Annotated in this window: 32 protein-coding genes and 1 pseudogene; 21 read left to right on the top strand and 12 right to left on the bottom strand. The window is 49.6% G+C overall.

Annotated elements, in window-relative coordinates; all coding sequences use genetic code 11:
* From KNP80_RS13420 to KNP80_RS16040, 3 genes and pseudogenes are all read right to left on the bottom strand, one after another.
* Positions 1-416: pseudogene (locus tag KNP80_RS13420) on the bottom strand (ABC transporter permease); the annotation flags it as partial.
* Positions 413-1,261, bottom strand: a complete 849-nt coding sequence (locus KNP80_RS13415; protein ID WP_214834943.1) for an ABC transporter ATP-binding protein — start codon at positions 1,259-1,261, stop codon at positions 413-415. The pseudogene KNP80_RS13420 and the gene KNP80_RS13415, both read right to left, overlap by 4 nt.
* Positions 1,262-1,392: 131 nt before the next feature.
* Complete coding sequence (locus tag KNP80_RS16040) at positions 1,393-2,379, bottom strand: LytTR family transcriptional regulator DNA-binding domain-containing protein (RefSeq protein ID WP_214834942.1); 987 nt, start codon at positions 2,377-2,379, stop codon at positions 1,393-1,395.
* 122 nt (positions 2,380-2,501) lie between these two features.
* Between KNP80_RS16040 and KNP80_RS13405 the strand changes: the two genes are divergently transcribed.
* From KNP80_RS13405 to KNP80_RS13390, 4 genes are all read left to right on the top strand, one after another.
* Entirely contained in the window at positions 2,502-4,151 is a 1,650-nt protein-coding gene (locus KNP80_RS13405) for a DUF2075 domain-containing protein (protein WP_214834945.1), read from the top strand.
* A complete protein-coding gene (locus tag KNP80_RS13400) occupies positions 4,148-4,456 on the top strand; it encodes a nucleotide pyrophosphohydrolase (RefSeq protein WP_214834941.1) in 309 nt (102 codons plus the stop codon). Before KNP80_RS13405 ends, KNP80_RS13400 begins: the two co-directional genes overlap by 4 nt.
* 94 nt (positions 4,457-4,550) lie before the next feature.
* The gene (locus KNP80_RS13395; RefSeq protein WP_214834940.1) at positions 4,551-5,216 is read left to right on the top strand and encodes a DUF3841 domain-containing protein; all 666 of its coding nucleotides are present in this window, start codon (positions 4,551-4,553) and stop codon (positions 5,214-5,216) included.
* A gap of 19 nt (positions 5,217-5,235) precedes the next feature.
* Positions 5,236-5,706 carry a hypothetical protein gene (locus KNP80_RS13390; protein ID WP_214834939.1) on the top strand — a complete coding sequence of 157 codons (471 nt, stop codon included), beginning with the start codon at positions 5,236-5,238 and terminating at the stop codon, positions 5,704-5,706.
* Between the two features lie 26 nt (positions 5,707-5,732).
* Here the strand turns inward: KNP80_RS13390 and KNP80_RS13385 are convergent, their stop codons facing one another.
* Genes KNP80_RS13385 through KNP80_RS13375 form a run of 3 tightly spaced genes read right to left on the bottom strand, consistent with a single transcriptional unit; the run spans position 5,733 to position 6,466 of the window.
* Positions 5,733-6,005: a hypothetical protein gene (locus KNP80_RS13385; RefSeq protein ID WP_214834938.1), complete on the bottom strand. Its 273-nt coding sequence runs from the start codon at positions 6,003-6,005 to the stop codon at positions 5,733-5,735.
* 18 nt (positions 6,006-6,023) lie between these two features.
* On the bottom strand, positions 6,024-6,239 hold the full coding sequence (locus KNP80_RS13380) for a hypothetical protein (RefSeq protein ID WP_214834937.1): 216 nt from the start codon (positions 6,237-6,239) through the stop codon (positions 6,024-6,026).
* Entirely contained in the window at positions 6,239-6,466 is a 228-nt protein-coding gene (locus tag KNP80_RS13375) for a hypothetical protein (protein WP_214834936.1), read from the bottom strand. Before KNP80_RS13375 ends, KNP80_RS13380 begins: the two co-directional genes overlap by 1 nt.
* A gap of 135 nt (positions 6,467-6,601) precedes the next feature.
* Here KNP80_RS13375 and KNP80_RS13370 point away from each other — a divergent pair, with 135 nt between their 5' ends.
* The gene (locus tag KNP80_RS13370; RefSeq protein ID WP_214834935.1) at positions 6,602-7,141 is read left to right on the top strand and encodes a DUF3841 domain-containing protein; all 540 of its coding nucleotides are present in this window, start codon (positions 6,602-6,604) and stop codon (positions 7,139-7,141) included.
* The gene (locus KNP80_RS13365) at positions 7,138-8,172 is read left to right on the top strand and encodes a flavin monoamine oxidase family protein (RefSeq protein WP_214834934.1); all 1,035 of its coding nucleotides are present in this window, start codon (positions 7,138-7,140) and stop codon (positions 8,170-8,172) included. Before KNP80_RS13370 ends, KNP80_RS13365 begins: the two co-directional genes overlap by 4 nt.
* A gap of 43 nt (positions 8,173-8,215) precedes the next feature.
* On the opposite strand, the gene KNP80_RS13360 is transcribed toward KNP80_RS13365, so the two are convergent.
* Positions 8,216-8,647 (bottom strand): MarR family winged helix-turn-helix transcriptional regulator, encoded by a 432-nt coding sequence (locus tag KNP80_RS13360; RefSeq protein WP_251132400.1) that lies wholly within the window; start codon positions 8,645-8,647, stop codon positions 8,216-8,218.
* 14 nt (positions 8,648-8,661) lie between these two features.
* The gene (locus tag KNP80_RS13355) at positions 8,662-9,867 is read right to left on the bottom strand and encodes an MFS transporter (RefSeq protein ID WP_214834932.1); all 1,206 of its coding nucleotides are present in this window, start codon (positions 9,865-9,867) and stop codon (positions 8,662-8,664) included.
* Between the two features lie 160 nt (positions 9,868-10,027).
* Between KNP80_RS13355 and KNP80_RS13350 the strand changes: the two genes are divergently transcribed.
* The 10 genes from KNP80_RS13350 (at position 10,028) to KNP80_RS13305 (ending at position 15,582) form a co-directional block, all read left to right on the top strand.
* Positions 10,028-10,492, top strand: coding sequence for a hypothetical protein (locus tag KNP80_RS13350; protein WP_214834931.1), 465 nt, complete (start codon positions 10,028-10,030; stop codon positions 10,490-10,492).
* A gap of 55 nt (positions 10,493-10,547) precedes the next feature.
* On the top strand, positions 10,548-11,003 hold the full coding sequence (locus KNP80_RS13345; RefSeq protein ID WP_214834930.1) for a hypothetical protein: 456 nt from the start codon (positions 10,548-10,550) through the stop codon (positions 11,001-11,003).
* A 12-nt stretch (positions 11,004-11,015) separates the two neighbouring features.
* Positions 11,016-11,477 (top strand): hypothetical protein, encoded by a 462-nt coding sequence (locus tag KNP80_RS13340; RefSeq protein ID WP_214834929.1) that lies wholly within the window; start codon positions 11,016-11,018, stop codon positions 11,475-11,477.
* 11 nt (positions 11,478-11,488) lie between these two features.
* The gene (locus tag KNP80_RS13335; protein WP_214834928.1) at positions 11,489-11,971 is read left to right on the top strand and encodes a hypothetical protein; all 483 of its coding nucleotides are present in this window, start codon (positions 11,489-11,491) and stop codon (positions 11,969-11,971) included.
* A gap of 17 nt (positions 11,972-11,988) precedes the next feature.
* On the top strand, positions 11,989-12,444 hold the full coding sequence (locus KNP80_RS13330) for a hypothetical protein (protein ID WP_214834927.1): 456 nt from the start codon (positions 11,989-11,991) through the stop codon (positions 12,442-12,444).
* A 2-nt stretch (positions 12,445-12,446) separates the two neighbouring features.
* Positions 12,447-12,929: a hypothetical protein gene (locus KNP80_RS13325; protein WP_214834926.1), complete on the top strand. Its 483-nt coding sequence runs from the start codon at positions 12,447-12,449 to the stop codon at positions 12,927-12,929.
* 112 nt (positions 12,930-13,041) lie between these two features.
* A complete protein-coding gene (locus KNP80_RS13320; protein WP_214834925.1) occupies positions 13,042-13,980 on the top strand; it encodes a DMT family transporter in 939 nt (312 codons plus the stop codon).
* A 15-nt stretch (positions 13,981-13,995) separates the two neighbouring features.
* A complete protein-coding gene (locus KNP80_RS13315) occupies positions 13,996-14,421 on the top strand; it encodes a DMT family transporter (protein WP_058765626.1) in 426 nt (141 codons plus the stop codon).
* A 6-nt stretch (positions 14,422-14,427) separates the two neighbouring features.
* On the top strand, positions 14,428-15,096 hold the full coding sequence (locus KNP80_RS13310; protein WP_214834924.1) for a Crp/Fnr family transcriptional regulator: 669 nt from the start codon (positions 14,428-14,430) through the stop codon (positions 15,094-15,096).
* Positions 15,097-15,108: 12 nt separating this feature from the next.
* Entirely contained in the window at positions 15,109-15,582 is a 474-nt protein-coding gene (locus KNP80_RS13305; protein WP_214834923.1) for a DMT family transporter, read from the top strand.
* Here KNP80_RS13305 and KNP80_RS13300 read toward each other — a convergent pair.
* Positions 15,579-15,782, bottom strand: coding sequence for a hypothetical protein (locus tag KNP80_RS13300; RefSeq protein ID WP_214834922.1), 204 nt, complete (start codon positions 15,780-15,782; stop codon positions 15,579-15,581). The two genes, KNP80_RS13305 and KNP80_RS13300, sit on opposite strands and share 4 nt — an antisense overlap.
* 78 nt (positions 15,783-15,860) lie before the next feature.
* On the opposite strand from KNP80_RS13300, the gene KNP80_RS13295 reads away from it, so the two are divergent.
* The 5 genes from KNP80_RS13295 to KNP80_RS13275 are packed head-to-tail and all read left to right on the top strand — an operon-like array spanning position 15,861 to position 18,648.
* Positions 15,861-16,361 (top strand): hypothetical protein, encoded by a 501-nt coding sequence (locus KNP80_RS13295; RefSeq protein ID WP_214833974.1) that lies wholly within the window; start codon positions 15,861-15,863, stop codon positions 16,359-16,361.
* 16 nt (positions 16,362-16,377) lie between these two features.
* On the top strand, positions 16,378-17,196 hold the full coding sequence (locus tag KNP80_RS13290) for an SMI1/KNR4 family protein (RefSeq protein ID WP_214833976.1): 819 nt from the start codon (positions 16,378-16,380) through the stop codon (positions 17,194-17,196).
* A 58-nt stretch (positions 17,197-17,254) separates the two neighbouring features.
* Complete coding sequence (locus KNP80_RS13285) at positions 17,255-17,734, top strand: hypothetical protein (RefSeq protein WP_214833979.1); 480 nt, start codon at positions 17,255-17,257, stop codon at positions 17,732-17,734.
* Between the two features lie 14 nt (positions 17,735-17,748).
* The gene (locus tag KNP80_RS13280) at positions 17,749-18,234 is read left to right on the top strand and encodes a hypothetical protein (RefSeq protein ID WP_214833982.1); all 486 of its coding nucleotides are present in this window, start codon (positions 17,749-17,751) and stop codon (positions 18,232-18,234) included.
* Positions 18,235-18,285: 51 nt separating this feature from the next.
* Positions 18,286-18,648 (top strand): hypothetical protein, encoded by a 363-nt coding sequence (locus tag KNP80_RS13275; RefSeq protein WP_214834921.1) that lies wholly within the window; start codon positions 18,286-18,288, stop codon positions 18,646-18,648.
* 199 nt (positions 18,649-18,847) lie between these two features.
* Here KNP80_RS13275 and KNP80_RS13270 read toward each other — a convergent pair whose 3' ends face one another.
* The 3 genes from KNP80_RS13270 to KNP80_RS13260 form a co-directional block, all read right to left on the bottom strand.
* A complete protein-coding gene (locus KNP80_RS13270) occupies positions 18,848-19,372 on the bottom strand; it encodes a hypothetical protein (protein WP_251129026.1) in 525 nt (174 codons plus the stop codon).
* A 13-nt stretch (positions 19,373-19,385) separates the two neighbouring features.
* Positions 19,386-19,838 (bottom strand): LytTR family DNA-binding domain-containing protein, encoded by a 453-nt coding sequence (locus KNP80_RS13265; protein ID WP_214833987.1) that lies wholly within the window; start codon positions 19,836-19,838, stop codon positions 19,386-19,388.
* Positions 19,839-20,172: 334 nt separating this feature from the next.
* Positions 20,173-21,675, bottom strand: coding sequence for a phytoene desaturase family protein (locus tag KNP80_RS13260; RefSeq protein WP_214834920.1), 1,503 nt, complete (start codon positions 21,673-21,675; stop codon positions 20,173-20,175).
* Between the last annotated feature and the right edge of the window lie 105 nt (positions 21,676-21,780).

Raw genomic sequence — 21,780 nt, 5'->3', positions numbered from 1 at the left:
ATATCGAATGAGAGAAAAGAAACGGGCCGGCATCCAACCGGCGCGTGTCGATAGTTTCCAAGAGTAATGTGTAAAAAAGGGATTTTTAATCCGTTATTAAGAGGGAATTTTAAACCGCTGTTGACACTTTTCCCTAGCAAGATGTCGAGCGTGCTTGCCGGCGATAACATCAACCCACGGAGTGTGTTCTTCTCTTTCTCTTCGGCGATCAAGGCACACTGGACGAACGTTGCGACGAGGCTGAACGTGATGTTGATGACGAAGTACGTCACGTCGATACCTCCGCCGCCGAGCTGTGAATAGAAGACGGCGAAGAACAATGGCATGATCAACGTCGAGGAGACGAATAAGTTCCGCGACAAGTCTTTATAGTCTTTCTGGAAAATGGCGAGTGCCCGTTTCATTGAAAATGTCATGATAATTTCCTCCCTGTCACTTCGATAAAGATGTCCCCGAGCGTCGGCTCGTTCGAATGGATGGCCGCGATGTTTTGGTCACACATCTGAGCATGGAGCCAGTCGGCCCCGTCTTTTCCTTGCTTCAATTCAACCGTTTCCCCGTCATGCAGTTCGACGCGCATCGAGCCGTTCGCATATTTCCGGCGCAATCGTTTCGGGGCGTCGAGCAGTTGAATCTCTCCTTGATGTAAGAAGGCGACACGGTCGCACAGTTCTTCGGCCTCATTCATGTCGTGCGTCGTCAAGAAGATGGTCGTCCCTTTAGCCTTCAACCGTTCGATGCCTTTATAAATATGACGCGAGTTGACTGGATCGAGCGCGGACGTCGGCTCATCTAAAAACAACAGCTCCGGTTCATGTAACAACGCCCGGGCCAGTGTCACTCGTTGCAGCATCCCGCGTGATAAGGCGGAGATGCGTTTTTTGCGTTCCCCGGCCAAGTTCACTGTCTGGAGCACATCGTCGATTCGTGTGCGTGGCTCGTCGTATAGGTCGCAGTAGAGCTGTAGATTCTCTTCGATCGAAAGGCGCGTGTATAGGCCGCTGTTATCGGTCAACACACCGATCCGCTTCCGATACTGTTCTTGTTTCAATTCCGAGACCGGGACGCCGAACACGGTGGCGTCACCTGACGTCTGCGCGAGTTGGGACGTCAAGATTTTGATGGTCGTCGTCTTCCCGGATCCGCTCGGTCCGAGGAACCCGAACACCTCTCCTTTTTTAACAGAAAACGTCACGTCGCGTAACGCTTCTTCGTTCCCGAACAGCTTTTTCAATTGATTCACGGTGATAATATCCTGCATCGCTCGTTCCTCCTTGGTGATGTCGTATTTCCTGCTTACATCATATCGAGAGGAAGAGTGGGGCGCATTAGAATGGCCATAAATGGCGCTTCTTGAGGACTGAGTGGAGCAAATCGGACAGTGAATGGAGCCTATTTCAGCCCAATCATCGTCTTCAATTCGGCCATTTTCGTCTTCGAGAGCGGGATTGTCGTCTTCGCCGCATCATCGAGCACGAGGCTGAAACTGTTCTTCGTGTACGTGATGACTTCTCGCACCCGTTGAAGGTTGACGATGTAGGATCGGTGACAGCGGAAGAAGCCGTACGGCGTCAGACGCGCCTCGAGCTCGTTCATCGTAAAGACGCTCGGGAACTGTTCCGATTGACTGTGCAATATGGATTGTCCGTCCTGACTCTCGATATAGTCAATTTCCGGAGGATCGAGTAAGACGATCTTCTCGTTCACTTTTGTCGGAATCTTCTCGAAGCGGACGTGCATGACGTCAGGGGTGACGTCTTCGTTCGTATCCGGTTCATCCGGTTCGACGTCGAGTAGGCGCAAATGTCGATGATCGATGCGATAGACGGTCGACGTGACGAACAGGGCGCTTTCCATGTTGCTCGTCAGAAGCAGGATGACTTTTTGTTGTTGCTTCAGTTGCATCAAGACGGTCGCGAACAAGTGCCGTGTCTCTTGGTCGACATTTTGATCCGGTTCTTCGAGGACGTAGATGTCGCGATTATGTAGAAGCAACGCCGCGTATTGGACGCGCCGGACGAGCGATAAGCTGAGCCGATTCAACCGTTTGTTCCGGTATAGGGTGAGTTGAACGGTTTGCAGGACGGCATCCAGCGATTTCGTCGATTCGTAGAGCGTGTGCGTGAAACGCAAATATTCCTCGACCGTCAGGCGGTCGTATAAGCCGTCACGGATAGAGAAGACTGAGAGCGTGCGATTCGCTGTATCGATGGTCCCCGAGTAGTTTGCGTGCGAGTCCGTCAATAAAGCGAACAATATTTCCCGGGAAGTGACGCCACAATGAATGGCTGCGATTTCACCCGGATTGATGGTGAAGGAGATATTTTCAAGGATGAGCGTGTCCTGTTGGCGAACAGAGACGTTGTCGAACGTAAGCACCGAATCCCTCCCTTTTTAGTTGGAGTATACCATTGATTCAGGAAAGACTTGAGTAATGAATTGGAATAAGGCTATGCTAAACTGGAGATAATTTGAAATTAGATGAGGGTGTGTCAGTGAAGATGATTGAGGTCATTCCGTTAGATTTTGATAAAACGAGTATAGATGAGATTGATCGGACAGCCGATTATTTGAACTATCCGGTGATTTATATTTTGAACGGACAGAAGGAAGCGTATATCGGGGAAACGGTGCATTTCCAAAAACGTATGAAACAACATCTGAAGCTGAAACAAGCTGATCGGAAAAATGTAGACCAAATCAATCTCGTGAAGCATGAGACGTTCAATCGATCGGCGACGTTTCATCTTGAGACGAAGTTGATCAACTACTTTTTAGGGGACGAGAAGTATACGTTACAAAACAAAAGCAAGACGGCAAGCGACTTCACACACAATTATTACAATAAATCGTTCTACGACAATGAGCTGTTTCCTGAGTTATGGGGTGTGCTACATAAGAATGGGCTCGTCGAAAACGACCTGCACGCCATCGAGAACAAAGACATCTTCAAATTGTCGCCGTTCAAAGAACTATCCGTTGAACAGATGGATTTAAAAGAGCGTGTGCTTGAGTTCTGTGAGACAAGGATTGCGAAGTCCAAGCCCGAAGATACATATGGAGACTTGTATGTCATTGAAGGAGAGGCCGGTGTCGGCAAGAGTGTCGTGCTCAGTTCTATCTTCAATACGATTCAAGCGCGGACGAACGAGGCGGGTTCGAATCTGCATCAGACGGAGAACTATCTGGTCGTCAATCATGAGGAGATGCTGAAGACGTATAAAGGGATTGCCAAACAAGTCAAACACTTGAAGGCTGTCAACTTCGTCAAACCGACGCCGCTCCTTAACAAGTTAAAAGATAGGAAAGTCGATATCATCTTGGTCGACGAGGCGCACCTTTTGTTGACGAAGTCAGATGCATACAACAATTTCCGGGCGGAGAATCATCTCGAAGAATTGATGAAGATTGCCAAGGTTGTCATTGTCATCTTCGATCAAGACCAAGTGTTAAAGCTGAAGAGTCGGTGGGATCAAAGTAAGTTGGATGAGTTTAAAGAAAAAGCGAAGTGTTTGAAAACATATAAACTGACGAATCAGTTTCGGATGCAGGCGGATGGGGATGTCATCGATTGGATCAACGCCTTCAAAGCTAAGCAGATACAAGCATTCCCAGCTTCTAAAAACTATGATTTACGTGTGTTTGAAACGTTGGAAGAGATGCACCTAATGATTATCGAACAAGACAAGAAACATGGGCTCAGTCGAGTCGTGTCGACGTTCGATTACCTTCATAAAAAGGACGGGGAAACGTATTACGTTTACGAGTCGAACGGTGAGTATAAGATGCCGTGGAATACGACGGGAGGCAAGACGACGTGGGCCGAGAAATCGGAGACGATTGCCGAGGCTGGATCGATCTATACGATCCAAGGTTTTGATTTGAACTACGTCGGCGTCGTGCTCGGTCCTTCGGTAACGTACGATGAGACGAAGGATTGCTTGGTGATTGACACGAATCTTTATAAAGATACAGGAGCTTATGCTGGGATTGACGGTGTCAAGGATGTCGAGCTGGCGAAAGAACAGATTGTCTTGAACTCGATTAATGTGTTGATGAAGCGAGGCGTCCGAGGACTTTATTTGTATGCGAGCAATCAAGCGTTGCGAGATAAGCTGTTACACATTCAAAGAGAGAAGGTACAGATATGAACGAAGTACAACGACTGATGGACAAAGTGATTGAATTCCGTGACGAGCGCGATTGGGCGTTTCACCATAATCCGAAAGACTTGGCGTTATCGCTATCGCTCGAGGCGAGCGAGCTGTTGGAGTTGTTCCAATGGGTGTCGAGCGAAGAAGCGCTCGAGACGAAACACGTCGAGATGAAAGAAGACCTCGCGGATGTACTCATCTACGCGCTGACGTTCGCCCATGCGGCAGGGATTGATGTGTCGCAGGCGATTGAAGAGAAGCTCCAGAAGAATGCGGTGAAGTATCCGAGTCCGAACGCATAAGTTGCAGTCGACCGATTAACCCTGACCATTATTTTCACTACTTTTTGATATGAAATCGGATAAAGTGGTGAAAGAATAAGTCTGGAGAGGGTTAATGAATATGGGCATCTATTATACGTGTCAGCATGGAGACGCTTGGAAAGTAGCATTAGAGCGAGGGTATCTACAAGGTGATCCTCACTACGCCATGTTCAATGACGAAGGATTCGAATTTTTCAAACCGGCCTATGACTGGATGGTTGAACAATATGAGCAACGAATTGGAATTTCGCTAAACGGAAACTATCCGGTTTGGTGTCGGGACGAGTTTCCTGATCTAGGCACCGGCAAAGGGATTGGATCGGGGGATAAAGGTGTGGTGTTGACGGTTGAATTACCGGATGATCAAGTGTTGGCTTCGGAAATTTCATTTTGGGATTTTGTTCTACACAACTCTACTTTATTTGATACAGCCGAAGCATTCGACACCGAGGAAGAACCCACTCCAGCGTATACGCGAAAGTCTTGGGAGAAACTCTTTGACCAGAAGTGGTGCGAAAAGATGGCAGTCAATCGGTCGATAGCGGCACCTAGCTATCAATACGTGATTCATCGCATCGAGCTGCATCACGTCCGGGCCCTCATGTCGTTTCAAGACTTGAGTGACAGTTGGGTGGACCGGATTCGAGGATTGGGATGGCGTCTCGGCTATCGACTTGGTTCGAAGAAATCGATACCGTTCCAGTGGCGAGACCAAACTGGGTTGAAAGAAATTAGTTGAACAAAAGGAGTCTGGTTCCATGACGCAGCGCGAACGGTTCAATCATTTGTATGAAAGCGGCAAGCGCTCGACCCGTCAGGCAATCATTCTGTTTGCACTGATTACAGGAATCAGTGTGACCTTGATGATGATTGGCGAACGTCGTCTCGCTGAATTCATCTGGTTCCTTCTAGTGTTTCCATCTGTCGGTCTCGTGAAAATAGGGGCTAGGACGAACACATTGCTGCGCTTCAACCAGTCCGCCGAGTATAAGCGGCTTGTGCGTCTCGAATGGTGGACAGCATTTGGACTGATTGGAGCATATGTTGTATTGATCTTGACGCTACTGCTCAATCCGGAACTAATCAGTGTGACGGTTGTCGCAACCGGTATGTATGCAATCGGAATCATTGCGTCGTCTCGGCTCGATCACAGACTTGGCAAAGTTGACCCTGAGCACGTGACGCACAAAATGTACGCCAGAGGAAAAGTCGGTTACTTCAACTCATAAAAGCCGGCAAAAGGGAGTAGCGCGCGCTACTCCCTTTCGTTTACCCGATCGACCAATTGTTTCGCTTCAAGCAACGACAGGTCATATGTCTCACGCAAGAATTTCACGGTCGGAATCATGCCAATCGTATCGATTTTTTCTTTAATTGACGCATGAAACTCAGCATCTTGCACGATTGGTTCGGTATGGGGTTGTTTTCGTTTCAATGCACTCATCTCTTTTGCTTGTTGCGCAATGATATTGAGCAAGAAGGCGTTCAAAATCAATGAGGCAGTCAACATGATCGTGGTCCAATCCATTTAACCACTCCTTTCGATTTAATCCTCGATGATATCGAAACTGTAAGTATTGGTGAGCGGATTATGAATAATCAACTCGTAGCTTAGCTGTTGTTCGTCCGCCGTACCGATCAACAGATTAATTTCTGAGGTGTTAAAGGCGCGTTGGCAGGCAATTGTCGCGACGAGCAACACACTGTAGATGATGGCTGTGGTGACGAGACGTTTCGTCCATATCGTGAGTGATGTCGACATTAAGGACGTGTCTCTATTTTTTCTTCGATTCGCTCGAGGCGCTCCACTAAGACGTCGAACTGTTGTTGCTGCTGAGCCACGGTTTGACGCTCCAATTCGAGTCGCGCGTCAGCCCGCTTCTCATAGCGACCGATAAATCGAACAATCATCACGATAACCGCGATGAGTAACGCGAGTGGGACAATTATTGCCAATAAACTAAATAGTAAGGTGATTAAAACATTCATCTTCTTTCCTCCTTTATGTAATTCATACGGCTAGTATACTTCCAAATTCAGACAAACCCAAACGATTCCCACAATGGATAAGGAAACGGCAGGTCAGTTATGCTAAAGATATTAACAAGAAAAAGGAGTATACCCATGGCAATTTACTATACATATCAACATGCGGGTGCGTGGAAAGCCGCAAACGAGCGAGGTTATTTGTTTGGTGATCCGGCCTACGGTATTTTTCAAGACGAGGACTACGCGTATCATCAGCCTGCCTACGACTGGCTCGCAGAACAATATGAACAGCGGACAGGGGTCTCGCTTCATGGAAACTATCCAGTTTGGTTGAGCCAAACACGGCCAGAAGTCGCACGGGGCGGTTACTTGGAACCTGGAGAACCGGGCGTTGTGCTGACGGTTGAGTTACCTGACTCACACGTGCTCGAAGTCGAGGCCGGTTATTGGATGTTTGCGTTGAACCGGTACTTTCTTTCGTTTGAAGACAGGGAAGCTATAGACGAGGAAGAGTTAAAAAAATCTTGGGAGAAGATGTTCGACCGCGACTGGTGCGAATCGATTGTCGAGGAGTATCCGGAGACGAACACAAAGTATCACTATCTCGTTGCCCGGATTGATCTCGGGCAAGTGCTCGATGTGACGACGTTTGTCGAGGAAGGGGCAGCACTATGAACATCGCTATTATCGGGGCGGGCGTGAGCGGCTTGTATGCCGCGTCGCTCCTCACTGAAAAAGGCTATGACGTCACCGTGTTCGAGGCGCGTGACCGTACCGGGGGACGTGTGTTGAGCCATGACGGGTTCGACCTCGGCCCGACCTGGTATTGGCCAGAGACGGAGACGACAATCACGCAACTGATCGAACGACTCGGTCTCCCGACGTTCTCTCAACACACGGCCAGGGATTTGATGCTCGAGCGCCAGTTCGGTGTCATCGAACGCCATACGCTCCCGCCAGGTCATATTGTTCCATCGATGCGACTCGTCGGGGGCATGGCCAGCTTGACGACGGCGCTCGCTTCGACACTACCGGCAGGGACAATTCAACTCGAGTCGACGGTCACCTCGATCAAACAGACCGAAGATGAGATAACGATTGAACTCGAAACAGGATGGTCCCAAGCTTTCACACACGTCATTATGGCCATCCCGCCACGACTCGTCTCACGTATCAGCTTCCAACCAGAACTGTCTGAAACGACGAAGTCGAAGCTGGCAAACACGCCGACCTGGATGGCTGGACAGGCGAAAGTACTCGCCGTCTACGACCGCCCGTTTTGGCGAGACAATGGTTTATCCGGTCAAGGCATGAGCTGGGCCGGGGTGTTGCAGGAGATCCATGATGCTTCGCAGCCGGGTGGACTTGCGGCGTTGTTCGGCTTCTTCCGGTTGTCTGCTGCCGAACGCTCGGTATTCGACCAAGACGAACTGAATCGTCGCGTCATCGATCAACTCGTGCGCCTATTCGGGGAAGAGGCGCGGCAGCCGCGTGAAGTTATATACGTCGATTGGTCGAGTGATCGGCATACGGCCACGGTTCAAGATGGGGTGCCGTTGACCGACTTCCCTGTCTATGAGCCGATCGCACTCGATTCAGCATGGGAAGGACGGCTCTCACTCGCCGGGACGGAGACGGACTCCTTGTTCGGCGGTCATATCGAAGGCGCGCTCCGGGCAGCGGAACGTGTCGTCAATCAACTCTAACTAAAAATGCGTATCCTCCCGAGTCAGGGACGATACGCATTTTTCATTTGAACTTTTTAATCATCAGCGCGAGTGAGCGATTGATCATCGTCATCTCATCATCTTCGAGCACGGAGAACATCTCTTCGGCGAGCCGTTCTTCAATCGCATCGATTTGTTTCGAATATGCCATACCGATTGGGCCGAGACGGATGAAACTCTCACGTAAGTTGTCCGGGTTCTTCTCTTTTTGGACGAACTCACGTTGTTCGAGCACTTTGAGCACTTGGCTGACCGCACTTTTCGAGATATTCATCTTCGTCGCAATCTCGGTCGTCGTCCATGTGTCTTTTCGTTTGAACAGGAGCAACATCTGTTCTTGCTGGTAACTGAGTTCGAATTCGTTCAACTCGGTAAAATATTTGGTGAACAACAAGTCGAGCTCGTCAATTTGACGGTACATCTCGATGACTTGTTGTTTGCGTGTATCATTCAATCGTCGTTCTCCTTTCATCGCGTGTCACGGAACGTCTGGCTCCGCACGTATAACACGATACTGCATACTAATCCGATTATACCAAATGAGATGAGCAACGTTTGAATCGGTACGGCCAGGGCGACCAAAATCGACAGGACAGCGAACGCAATCGGTTCTAGTCCCGATGCGGCGAGCGCCATGATGCTCATGACGCGTCCGATTTTGTCGTGGTCGCTATGTTCTTGCATGAGTGTGACCGTCGGCAAATAGACGAGCATCAACATGAATCCGCTCGCGGCCGCAGCCAAGGCGAGAAGCGTGATGGACTGTGCCTGTGTATAGAGGAAGAAGGCTCCAATCGTCAAAAACAAGACGCGGAAGACGAAGCGTCCACGATGGACCGAGCGGAACAACAGGACGAGAAAACTCGCCACGAACGTCCCGACGGCAAGCCCACCTTCAATCAAACTCAAGTCAAAAGCATTCCCGCCTCGTTCACCGACGAGAATCGGGATGCTCATGATGAGCGGTCCCATGACGAACAAGTTGACGATGGCGATGGATAACGTCCCGCTCCGTAAAATCGGTGTGCTCGAGACGTAACGAATGCCTTCTTTCAAGTCGACGATGACATGACCGAGCGACATCGCGCGGGCGAGCGGGATCGAGTCGCGAATCAATCGCGGCATGATCAAGATAGCTGCAATGAAAATCAAGACGGCCGCTGTCCCGAAGCTGAGCCCGAAGCCGCCCCATGTCAGTAACGCTCCGGCGAGGAACGGGCCGAACACGAACATGAGTTCAAGCGTCCCTTGGAAGAGCGAGTTGGCGCGCTGCAGCTCTTCTTGTTTGACGAGCGACGGGATCAAAGAAGACAACGCCGGATAGGACATGCCGTCGAGGAGTCCGAACACGATGGAAATCATAATCAAGGCGAACACTGAATATGCGTCCGCGAGATGGAGCGCAACGACCGCGACCATGAGAAGACCTTGTCCGAGGTTCGTCAAAAACAAGAGCCGACTCTTTTGGAATCGGTCGGCGAACACGCCTCCGAATACCATCATCACGACACGCGGCAACGAAACGGCAGTCATGATGATCCCGAGGAGGGCGGGTTGCTTCAGCACATCGATCGTGAGCCACGATACGCTCAGGAAGAAAATCGAGAAGCCGAGCGTGAGCGTCATCCCGGATAACCACGTGAACACGAAACGTGTATTTTGTAGCAAATTCATAAAGAAAACCTCAGTCTTTCTGACTTTTAATATAGTTAAGTTAACTAAACTATATAGCGAAGTCACGGGTTCGTCAAGCGAGTTGGCTACTACAAGACAATTGTAAAAAAACGGAACTTTTTTCTGGTGGAATCGTATAGTGAGATAAGAGGTGAATGAGATGAGTAAACAAGAACGATTACATAGCGTGAAACGTATGAACGTACAGTGGATGTTGTCACGGCTCGCCTTCGCCCTTCCGACCGGTGTGCTCGTTTATTACTTTTTACAGTCGCAAGGCTCACCGATGATTATGGCAGCGTTCCTTCTATCGTTGACCAGTGCGGCAAGTGTTTTGTTTATGAGGGAAGCGCGCTTCGTCAGAGCATTAACGGCGCATGATCAAGCGAAGAAGGTGATCGGTATCCAATATCAACTCGATTACTTGTTCGTCATCATGATGGCCGTGATTTTTCCGATGATGATGCGACTGAATATCCTGACCAACCTGATTCCTTTCCTTCTATTCGTCAGTGGCAGCGCATTAATCTGGTTTACGCAGCATAAACTCGATCAACAGTTGAGCTGGATGGATACAGAACAACCGACTCGTCGCGAGATTCAACGCACGAGATTCACGTGGTGAGGTTGAAAAGACACGAGGTTAGCGTGTGAGTCCATCACAATTAAAGGAGTAGCTTATGAATAAACATCAGCGTTTGAAGCAAATGGTTACCGCAAACCGGAAATGGCTTCTCGTCAGGCTCGGTTTTGCGATTCCGATTGGGGTATTGCTTTTCTTCTTTCTGCAAACCGAGACACGATCGCTCGTATACGGAAGTTTGATGGTGCTGTCGCTGTTAGCGTACGGCGTGATGATCATGCGGGAAAGTCGATTCATGAGCAGTTTCACAGACCACATTCGAGCGAAGCGGGTCATCCACATTCAATATGTGTTCGACTATATGATGGTTGTCTTCGGCTGTTTGTTTTTCCCGTTGCTCTTGAAGCTCGAAACAATCAGTTGGGTCCCATTTTTCATCTTCTCCCTTGCAGCGTTGGCGCTGGTGATTGTCGAGCGGCTGCTTGATGAGAAAGTAAAGCGGATCGATCCTGAGCAACCGAGGCGTCGCGACGTCAAACGAGAAAGCTTTTAAGGGGGGGATTCGATGACCAAACAAGAACGCATCAATCTGATTTATAAAACCAATATAAAGACGGCTGTTCTTCAAAGTCTGCTCACGTTTCCGATGGTGTTTTGTCTCGTTGGATTGATTCAGTCGGATTCATGGAACGGTTGGTACGTGGCCGGCGTACTCGTCTGTCTCTTGCTGCTGGGAGGAATCTTCTTCAAGGCGAACCGAGTCGAGACCGAGTTAACCGAACGAGAGAATGCCAAAACCATCATCGCCCGTCGGAACGGATTTGTCTTTGCGCTGTTCGTCGTATTCATTTTATCGTTTGCGCTGACGCTTAACCTCGGTTGGATGTATGCGTGGATAGTGGTGCTGACAATCGGTGTGTTGTATGGGGGATACCGTTTGATTCGAAAACAAGACGAGCGATTGAGTGACATCGACCCGGATCATCCGATGCTGCGTGAGATTCGACTCGACAACGTCAGAGACTGAGGAGGTACTCGATGAATAGGGAAGCCCGGACTGAAGCGTTGTTACAAATCAACACGACATATCGTCGTTTTATGATTGGAAGCAGTGTCGTTATCTTTGTGAGTGCGCTCTATTTCATGATGCAGACGACTTATTCTGGCGTGATTGCGGTGGTCAGTCTCATCCCGACGTTGTTTTTCGAATGGAAGCAGACGACGCTCTATCTTCAATTCAATGACGACTGGACGTATCGACGTCTCATTAAGCTACAGTTTTCCTCACTCGTTTTCACGTTCATCTTATTGTTCAGTCTGATCGCCCTGTTTTTAACGGGACAGATCCATCCGGACGTGTTGATGTGGGCGGTGGTCATCGGGGCACCACCTTCTGTGTTGTTACCGCTGTGGATCGATCGAAAACTGCTCAAACTCGACCCGGAACACGTCACGTCGAACATGCTGGCCAAAGCCAATCGCGAGAAGTTAAAACGTCGTCTTGACGGAATCAATGATTAGAAAAGGAATGGAATCGTATGACGAAACAACAACGGATTGACGAAATGAACCGATACCGTGAGCAAAGGAAGCGGCGACGAGACGTGATGTTCGCTCCTGTCCCTGGACTATTGTTTGTCACGTTGCTCGCGGATCATATTTGGTGGGTTGGCTTAGGATTGATGGGTTTGTTCGCCAGCGGTTCAATCGTGTATTTGCTGAAAGAAGGAGAGACGTTTGCTCGTCTATCTGATCAAAGCGGAGCACGAATGGCGACGCGGAATGTCTATCGAATTTTAAGCGGATGGTACGTCTTCATCGTCGGTAGCGTGGCGAGTTATGAACTGGCGGCCCCTTGGTGGGCATGGATTCTCGTCCTTGGGATGGCGGTGCTGTTGCCGCTTCTGTATAAACGCTTCAATGAAACTGTCCAAAGCGCAGATGCAGCTCAACCGATCCGCTCTGAATTGGCAACGGCGAGTGGATTGCTATGAAGATGTTGACGAAACAGGAACGAATCGAGCGATTGCTCGCACACGACGATGCTACGTGGCACTGGCGCTATTGGGGTCTTTTCTTCAACCTTATCGCCGTCGCGTTCATCTCGTATCAGACATCGATTTACTTACCGTTGATCGTATTCACGCTGTACTTGCCGCAACTGTGCGTCGAATGGAGGAAGACGAAACTGTTGCTCAGTTTCAATCCCGAGTCTCGGTATCGGCGCTGGGTGTATGCAGATTATGCCGTGCAGTGGTTCGCATTTCTCATTGTTCTCTGTGCGCTAGCTTGTTATCATACTGGCGTCACTAACATTTGGACACTAGTGACCATCTTGTCGGGTGGCATGATCGGCGGTTTGCTGTTCCCATATATGGTCAACCGAGTGGTGCTGACGTTTGATACACACCACGTCACGAATCGGATGTTCAACGAAGCGAAAACTGAGCGCCATACACACCAAAAGACGAGTTTCTGATAGTCGGAACTCGTCTTTTTTCACATTTCAGGACATCGGTCCTTTATGCTAAAGTGTGTGAGGAGTAAGCTTAACACGTACACAGCATATAGAGAGAATCGAGGAAGAGACTATGTTAGCCATTGTAATTGGACTCGTCATCGGGATTTTGTTACCGATGCAGACGAGCGTGAACTCGCGTCTGCGCACCATCGTCGGGTCACCATTTGTCGCGTCGTTCCTGTCGTTCGCGATTGGGACGACCTTTTTAACGCTCACGTTACTGCTTACCGGACAGTCGTTCGGGATTGAATCATCCATTTTCCAAGGAGAACCGCTTTGGATGTGGTCGGGTGGTTTGTTGGGGGTCATCTTTTTAACGGGGAACATTTTGCTGTTCCCGAGGCTCGGTAGTGTCCAGACCGTCATCATGCCAATCTTTGGACAGATTTTGATGGGACTCTTGATTGACCACTTCGGTTGGTTCAACTCAACCGTCAATGTCCTCACACCGTGGCGTGTGTTCGGTGCCTTGCTCGTGTTGCTTGGGGTCGTCGGGACGGTCGCGCTCACGGATTGGATTAACCGTCGCCGGGGTAAACTCGTCGCCTCATCGCAGACAGGAACGGGCAATTTGAACGTCTGGCGTCTCGTCGGAATCGGGACCGGGATGATGAGCGCGACACAGACGGCCATCAACGGTTATTTAGGAACGGTGCTCGAATCAGCTTTGAAAGGGGCGCTCGTCTCGTTCGTCGTCGGGACGGTCACGTTACTGCTCATCTTGCTCGTCTTGCGGCCGAGCGTCGAATGGCGCGGGCTACGCGGTCAGCCGTGGTGGATTTGGATTGGTGGCATCATCGGGGCACTGTTCATCGGCGGGAACGTCTTAATCGTACCGATGGTCGGGACCGGCATCGCCGTCGTCATCGTCATTGTCGGCTTGCTGTGTGGGAGCCTGCTCATCGACCGTTTCGGTTGGTTTGGTGCTGCGAAGAACCCGATCACTGGAATACAACTCGTCAGTTTACTCGTCATGGTCATCGGGATCATGCTGATTCGATTGTCATAAGGGAGGAGAGACATCATGCGCGGAGTACTGTTCGCCATCAGTGGCGGCTTCTTTTTAACGCTACAGAGCGTCGCCAACGCTCGCATCAGTTCGAGTATCGGGACGTGGCAAGCTGCGACGTTGACGCAATTGACGGGCTTCGTCGTTGCGCTCATGATTATGCTTCTCGTTCGCGACCGGACGTACGTCCACATGCGTCGCGTCGAGCCGCTTTATTTGTCAGGGGGCGCGTTCGCTGCGTTCATCTTGTTCAGCAATATGACGGCCGTGCATGAACTCGGCGTCACGTTGACGATTTCATTGTTTCTCATCGCCCAGCTTGCCCTCGCACTTGTCATCGACTGGCGCGGCTGGTTCGGGATGTTGCGCCGTGACTTGAACCGGACGCAACTGCTCGGGGTCGTCATGATGATTGTCGGGATTCTCGTATTGAAAGGATGACGCGTGATGGAACAGATTGACCGTTACATGAAGCGGTATGGGTTGGATGGGGTGCTCCCATTAGCCGTTCGACCTCAACTTAAGCTCGTCCGTTACGCGACAGGGGAGGCGATTTGCACACAAGGCGCTAAGGCCGAACAACTCCACTTTCTCGTCAGTGGAAAGATTCGGGTGGCCCACACGTCAGCGGCCGGGAAGCGGCTCGTCTTGTCGTTCAAATATCCGCTCGATTTGATTGGCGACATCGAGTACGTCCGACGTACACCGTTCTTGAACACGGTCGAGGCGGTCACGCCGGTCGAGATGATCGTCGTCCGCTTCGAGGACCTCGCGCGTCACGCCAAAGACGATGTCACGTGGTTGCATTATTTGCTCGAAGGCATCACGAAGAAGTTTGAGATGAAGTCGCAATCGCTGAGTTTCAACTTGTTCTATCCGGTCGACGTGCGACTCGCAAGCTATTTGTTGTCGATGACACCGGAAGAGACGACGCTCGGGTCGACCGTCGATGAGTTGACCGATATCGCCGATTTGATTGGGACGAGCTATCGCCACGTCAACCGGACACTCAAGCGGTTCGTCGAGCAAGGATTGATTGAACGGGATCGTCGGTCGATTGCAATCATTGATCGCGCCGGGCTGATTGCCGTTGCTGGGGAAAGTATTTATGAATGAGGAGGACACGTCATGGCACTTGGAATGATGCTCGCGGTCATAGGCGGCATGCTCGTCTGTGTGCAGAATACGTTTAACGCCAAAGTGAAAGAACGGGTCGGGGCGTGGGCGACGACGACGCTCGTGCTCGCCCTCGGCTTCCTGGCGTCACTGCTCGTCGGATTGATCAGTGAAGGAGCGGGTCTGTTCGCCGTCACGGGGATGGAGACGTGGTATTGGTTCAGCGGCATCATCGGGGTCGGTGTCGTCATGAGTGTGACGCAAGGCGTCCAACAGCTCGGGCCGAGTCATGCCATCTCGATTGTCATGGTGTCACAAATTCTATTCGCACTCCTATGGGATACGCTCGGCTGGTTCGGGCTCGAAGCCATCCCGTTCACGTGGAAGACAGCGCTTGGCATCGTGTTGATTGTCGGCGGGGTGCTGTTGTTCCAGTTGAGTGGGAAAAAAGAGACGGTCCACCAAAAAGCAAAGCAAGTCGTCTAAAACCATTTCCGACAAGTTGAACAAGTTTGCCCGTGTTCCTGCCGTTTGACGACGGTTTGGCAATGCGGGCATTTTGTTGTGAGCGAGGCGCGTGGTTGGACGGATGAACGGTCTCCGAACGATGACGGATAGATGGTATAGGAACGAGTCACAATGAAGCCGACGATGCCGAGCAGGATGGCTAAAATGAGAATATCCATCGAAATACCTCCTAATTATTGGTATGCTACTTGTATATACGGTAAATGGTCCGAATTGGTTTCAAGGAGGAACAAATGATGATGACGCGAGAAGAACGAATCGAGCAGTTACAGATACGACCGAAAAAAGGGGTCTTTAAATTATTATGGGCTGCCGCGGCTGGACTAGGGCTAGGGTGGTGGATTTACGCCAATGCGTCGTTGCCACTACTAGCCATACTCTCCTTTTTGATGATGACGGCTGTCCCGCTCAGTCATGTAGCTTGGAAGAAGACACGCGTATCTGTGACGTTCAATGAAAGTCGATCCTACAAACGGTTGATTCGGGCGAAAGGCGTCATCGCGATTGCGATGTTATGGGTCATGCTCGGTCTGATGGGCGGGTATGTATCAGGATACTTCGGATTGCCGGTATTCAGTGGACTGTCGGCGGTGTTGATTGCAGGCATGTTAGTGGTTGAGACGTGGCTCGATACCCGCTTGCTTCGGATCGATCACGAGCATGTCGTGGATAGCTTGCTTGGCTTTACGAAACGGGAGCGGTTGAAGCGGAGTTGGGATAAGAAATATAGCGATTGAAGAAAGCAGGGGACTAATGATCATTTGGAATGATATACCGGACGACCCGAATAGGTTGCCCACATTAACGGAAGAAGTGTTGAAGGAAGTGGAGACGCGACTCGGGGTGAAGCTGCCGGACGATTATCTTGAGTCAATCCGGATACAAAACGGGGGATACGTCGAACAGCGCGACTTGCCTATAAAATGGAATGGTCAAGATGACATCGCTCTCGTCGACTCGATTTCGGGGGTCGGGTTACATAATGGGTTAATTGAATCGAAGGCCTTGTTAACCGAATGGGGTGTCGAGGACGAGCGCTTGATTGCCTTCGCCGGTGACGGACACTTTTTCCTCGCGTTTGATTACCGGGAAGGAACGACGCCAAAGATTGCCTATATCGATACGGATACGGAAGAGATTGATGTCTTGTTCGATTCGTTCAGTCAATTTAGTGAAGCGATCACGACCGTTGACATGGGAATGTTTGCAGAAATGATTCCAGAATCGATCACTGAAATGAACCAGGGTAAAACACTCTTGGACGATGCACGACGCCTGCTCTATAGCAATCATCCGGAAGAAAAAATCGATGGCGCGATTATTTGGTTCAACGGGTTGGATTCACTCGAAGCGGACGAACTCGTTCGAGAACTGTTTACTTGGGTGAATGATAAGGTGCTACGAGATACCGCAATCAGCGTTATCCAAGAAGTCATCATTCGCCGGAAGCCGCTTCATCGAGAATTGTACGAAGCGTTTTTCGAGATGCTACGCCAACAAGACGATCGTGACAGTAAACAACGCTACGAAGAGACAATGTACATTCTCGATAACGATATTCGAGTCGAGTGAAACGTTTTGCCGTTTCCTTTCGTAAAAGAAGGTAATGAGGTTTGATGAGGGGGATTGGATGGTTGATCATAACACAAGACTTGAGCGCATGATGGAGAACGATCGAAAGCGACAAAAACAAATGTTGTACCCGACGATAGGAATCATCGCACTGTTCATGATCTATTTTTGGGTGACAGACGTCCTCTTGCTGTTGCCGATCATCTTGGTTGGACAGCTGCCCGTACTGTATAAAGGGTGGCATCGGATGAAGTTGCTTCTCACTTTCAACGACGATGCTCGCTACCAACAGAAAGTACGGTCCGAGTTCGGGTTGGCCGTCGGGAACCTCGTGTTTCTCTTGCTGTTGATCGCGAGCTCGATGCTCGGATGGATCACGCTACTCACGCTCGTCATCGTCGTTATCGTGGGTCTGATCACGTTCCTAGCGCTTGGGATTCGCATCGACCGTGAGTTGAAAACGATTGACCCGGAGCACGTGACCGCGACAGAGCTTGGCAAAGCGCAACTCGAGCGCGAAAAACGAAAGACATCATGATGGGAGTACTAACTATGATTGAAAAGAACGAACGATTAAAACAAATGGTCGAGAATGAGCGGAAAGTGAACCGGACAGCACTTCTGCTCACATTCGCGATTTTAGGAATCGCCTTTTACTTCATCTTCACGCAAGAAATCTCGTTATTGACGTTTGCCGTCATCATTATGGCGACCCAATTGCCGAGCCTCTATCGGGCGTGGCACCGGATGAAGTTGCTGCTCACGTTCAATGACGAGGCACGCTATCAGAAGTTCGTGCGTCTCGAGTTCGGTATCGTGCTCGCGAACGTCATTTTGCTTGGTATCTTCATCGCCATCGCCTGGGCGATTGAAGGCTCGCTCGTCATCTTCGCGGTCATGCTGCTCGCTTTGTTCATCCCGTTCATCTTCTTGTCGGTATGGGTGAACCGAAAAATCGAGTTGATTGATCCGGAACACGTGACGAACCATGAGCTGCGGACAGCGCATCGGGATGCGTCTAAAAATCAGTTTAAGTAAACCAAAGGGACGTGCAGATGGATGAGACGAAGACTAGTCTTCTTTCTAATTGTGGGATTACTATTTTTGAACGCATGTAATGAGAATGGTCGTGAACTCGTCGTCGGGACGTATACAGATGAGAGCAACATCGTCTATTCTGGCGATACGCTCACGGACGAAGCGGAAATTGGACGATTTCTTGAGTTGATTGAGACGAGTCCTTTGTCCGCGGCGGAGGTCGAGGGTATGCCCGACTACGTCATTACAGTGAACAATCCATCTGAGTTCACGATGGAGGCGACGGTGAACGTCTGGGTTTTAGAAGATGACAAGATGCTCTTCACTCGTGGGATGGAAGGGACCGATGTATTTGAAGTCGACTCGATGTACATTGAAGATGTGAACGAGATCTTGAGTCTAAATAACTTTTGAATGGAGTGCGTAGATTAAAATGGATATGCGAGTGGTTGACATGCTCTTTTTGCTTGGTACCTATGCTATCGTGTTAGGCGGAATCATTTTCGTGCTAAAGCTAATGATTGGAACAGCGAACAAGCAGAACTGAATAGAACCAAAAAGCCATAAAATTCGAGAGCCTTGACTTTTATGGCTTTTTAAATTGATTGGCGTTTCACTGCTTCTCCACTACCTGTATTTTAAACACACCTGTGCCCGAACGGTTCGTCAACAAGGTGATTAAAATCAAATCACCTTTGGATAAATCTGATAGAGAGAGCGTCTCCTCTTGTTTATAAATGGATACTTGTTCCTCAAAAACTTCATATTCCATAAGTGTTTGATTCGTTTCATCGTTAAATGAATTACCTTTAACCGTTATCTGATTGTCTTCGATTCCTTGAATTTCAGCATAAAATGTCTGAATATCAGACGGAGCGAGAACCCAGATATCTTCCTCATATGCTTTGTACGCATTGGTGTATCCCGCAAAATAACTAATCAACACACTGATTACTAAGAGAACAATTGACAGGATGACAGTGATTTTATAAGGCGGCATCATCGGGGAACGTGTTTTTAAGTTGCCAATTAGCGCTTGATTGATGTGTCGCTTGTAGGCCTGAAAATAAAGCGTGATAGTCACAATAAAGGTGAATAGAACGATGCATGTCGCGATGATGTAAATAGGGATGCTCATAAAGTTGTCTCCTTCAGATATGAAAATGATCTTTAAAGATATAGTAATAGCTCCTTGTCACATCAACGCGTTTTCCGTTCGTTAGAGTAAGGATAAATTTTGTGGAAAGAGTGGGTTTGATTTGTTTGATTTGATTTGTTGCAATGACAACAGAGTTACTGATTCGTAAAAAAGACGTCGGATCGAGCAAACTGACGAGCCGGTATAATCGATCAGTAGCGACATAAACGGATGCTTGCGTTTCAATTTCCACTGTATGGCCAAAGGATTCGATACAAATAATATCCGCTACTGGTAACACGATCCGTTCATTCGTGTCCTTCTCTTTAACAGTCAAATGCTGAACAAAAGGAGTAGATGTACTCAGTACCAGGTCGGCCGTATCATCTATTTCAATTCCTTTTTCCTCGAGCATAGACTTAATCTTGTCATAGCGCTCGTTACTAATATCGAGCTTGATTTTCATGCACGAACCGCCTTCCTCTGTACCAATCCATATATTTGAAATCAGTGTAGCAACTACCTCCTTGTTCATCAATACAAGATGAACACTTTACAGAAATATCCACATAAGTTGCATCATAGAGATTGAGTCTAATAAACAAAATGGATCATCGTATCTCGTCACGATAAAAACCCTATGGATGAATACAGATTGGTGAGTCCATCTGCTTCTCCATAGGGTGTTTTAAATTAAGATATAATTTGGCTTCGTTAGGCGAACATGCCCACCAAAATCCCGCAGATGACCATGCCAATCGTATAGAACTTGAAGCGGTGTCGTTCCCAAAACGAGTCGGTCATTGATTTGTGACTCCGTCACGCTTCGCAATCTTATCGCTCACTTGCTGGCCGCTCAATGTCACCATCGGCATGCCGCCGCCGGGATTGACCGTACCTCCGACGAAGTAGAGGTTGTCGTACAGCTCGCTCTGTTTCTTATGCTTGAAGCCGCCGTTCCGTTTTTTATCGGCGACGGTCCCATAAATCGCGCCCCGGTCCGAACCGTACGTGCGCTCGATGTCATGCGGCGTCCAGACGTCGCGTGTCACCGTATGTTCGCGCAATCCGTCCAAGCCCATCCCCTCGAGCTTATCGAGGACACGCTCTTCGAATGCGGCGTAGTCCTCTGGCGTGAACGGGTTGTCTTGAATGTACGGGATATGCGGCAAGATTTTAATGTTCTCATGCCCGGGCGGTGCCTGTGTCGGGTCGGTCTTATTGACGTTCACCAAATAAATGGTCGGGTCGTCCGGCAGTTCGTGCTGCTCGAAAATCTTGTCCATTTGCTCATGCAAGTTCTCCGAGAAGAAGAAGTTGTGGTGGCCGAGCGCCGGATACTCTTTGTTCACACCGAGATGAAGCACGAAGCCGGAACTGGCCGGTTCATACTTCTCGACGAGCTTGTCGACGAACTGTTCGTCGGCCTCGACCATCTTCTGATAGAACGGAATGACTTCCATATTGGAGACGAAATAGTCAGCAGAGCGTAGCCGTCCATCCTCGAGTTCAATGGCCGTCAGTTGGCCGTTCAGCGTGTGCGCGCGGACGACGCCTTGACCGGTATGGAGCTGAACGCCAATCTCTTCCGCGAGTTTCGTCAGCCCTTCCGCCAGTTTATGTGTCCCGCCTTCGACGTACCAGCAGCCTTGGGCGTGCTGCATGTAAATCATCATGTTCAGAACGGCCGGTGCGCTGTACGGGGACGACCCGACATACTTCACGTAATACGACAACATCGTCCGTAAATGCGGGTTGCTGATCCGCTTGGCGATGCCGTCGTACATCGTCGACGTCAAATCGAAGCCGAACAACGTCGAAAACAGACCGTTCTTCGCGACCGCTTCGCGCGGTGATTCAAAGCCTTCTTTCAAGTACGCTTTCTCCGTCGTGTTGTAAATCCGCTCGGCATATTTCAACAGCTCGCGGTACTCGTACATGTCTTTGCGGGACAACGTCGGGTTGGCGCGCTCCATCACGTCCAAATCATGGTAGAGATCGAGCACGGTGCCGTCCGGGAAGAACGAGCGCCACTCGAGGTCGAGCCGTTTGATTGGCACGTAGTCTTCCATCCGCTTGCTGCTACCTTCGAACAGCTTCTCGAAAATTTGTGGCATCGTTAAAATCGACGGGCCGAGGTCAAAGCCGAAGCCGTCTTGTTCGAGCCGGTTCACTTTCCCGCCGATATGGTCGTTCTTTTCGTATAAGGAGACGTCGTATCCTTTTTGTGCGAGTGAGATCGCCGCGGAAATCCCGCCGAGTCCGCCACCGATCACAATCACCGATTTGTTCACGTTTTGCATATGTGTTTCGCCCTTCTTCCACCATGTATTTTTTATTGTTAAGTAGGAACGCGTGATGTCTACTCTAACAGTTTGCCATCACGTCTCTTATTCCCTGCTTCGCGT

Source organism: Exiguobacterium sp. E4787, assembly GCF_018618375.1.
Lineage (GTDB): Bacteria > Bacillota > Bacilli > Exiguobacteriales > Exiguobacteriaceae > Exiguobacterium > Exiguobacterium chiriqhucha.
This window is presented reverse-complemented; position numbering and strand designations above follow the sequence as displayed.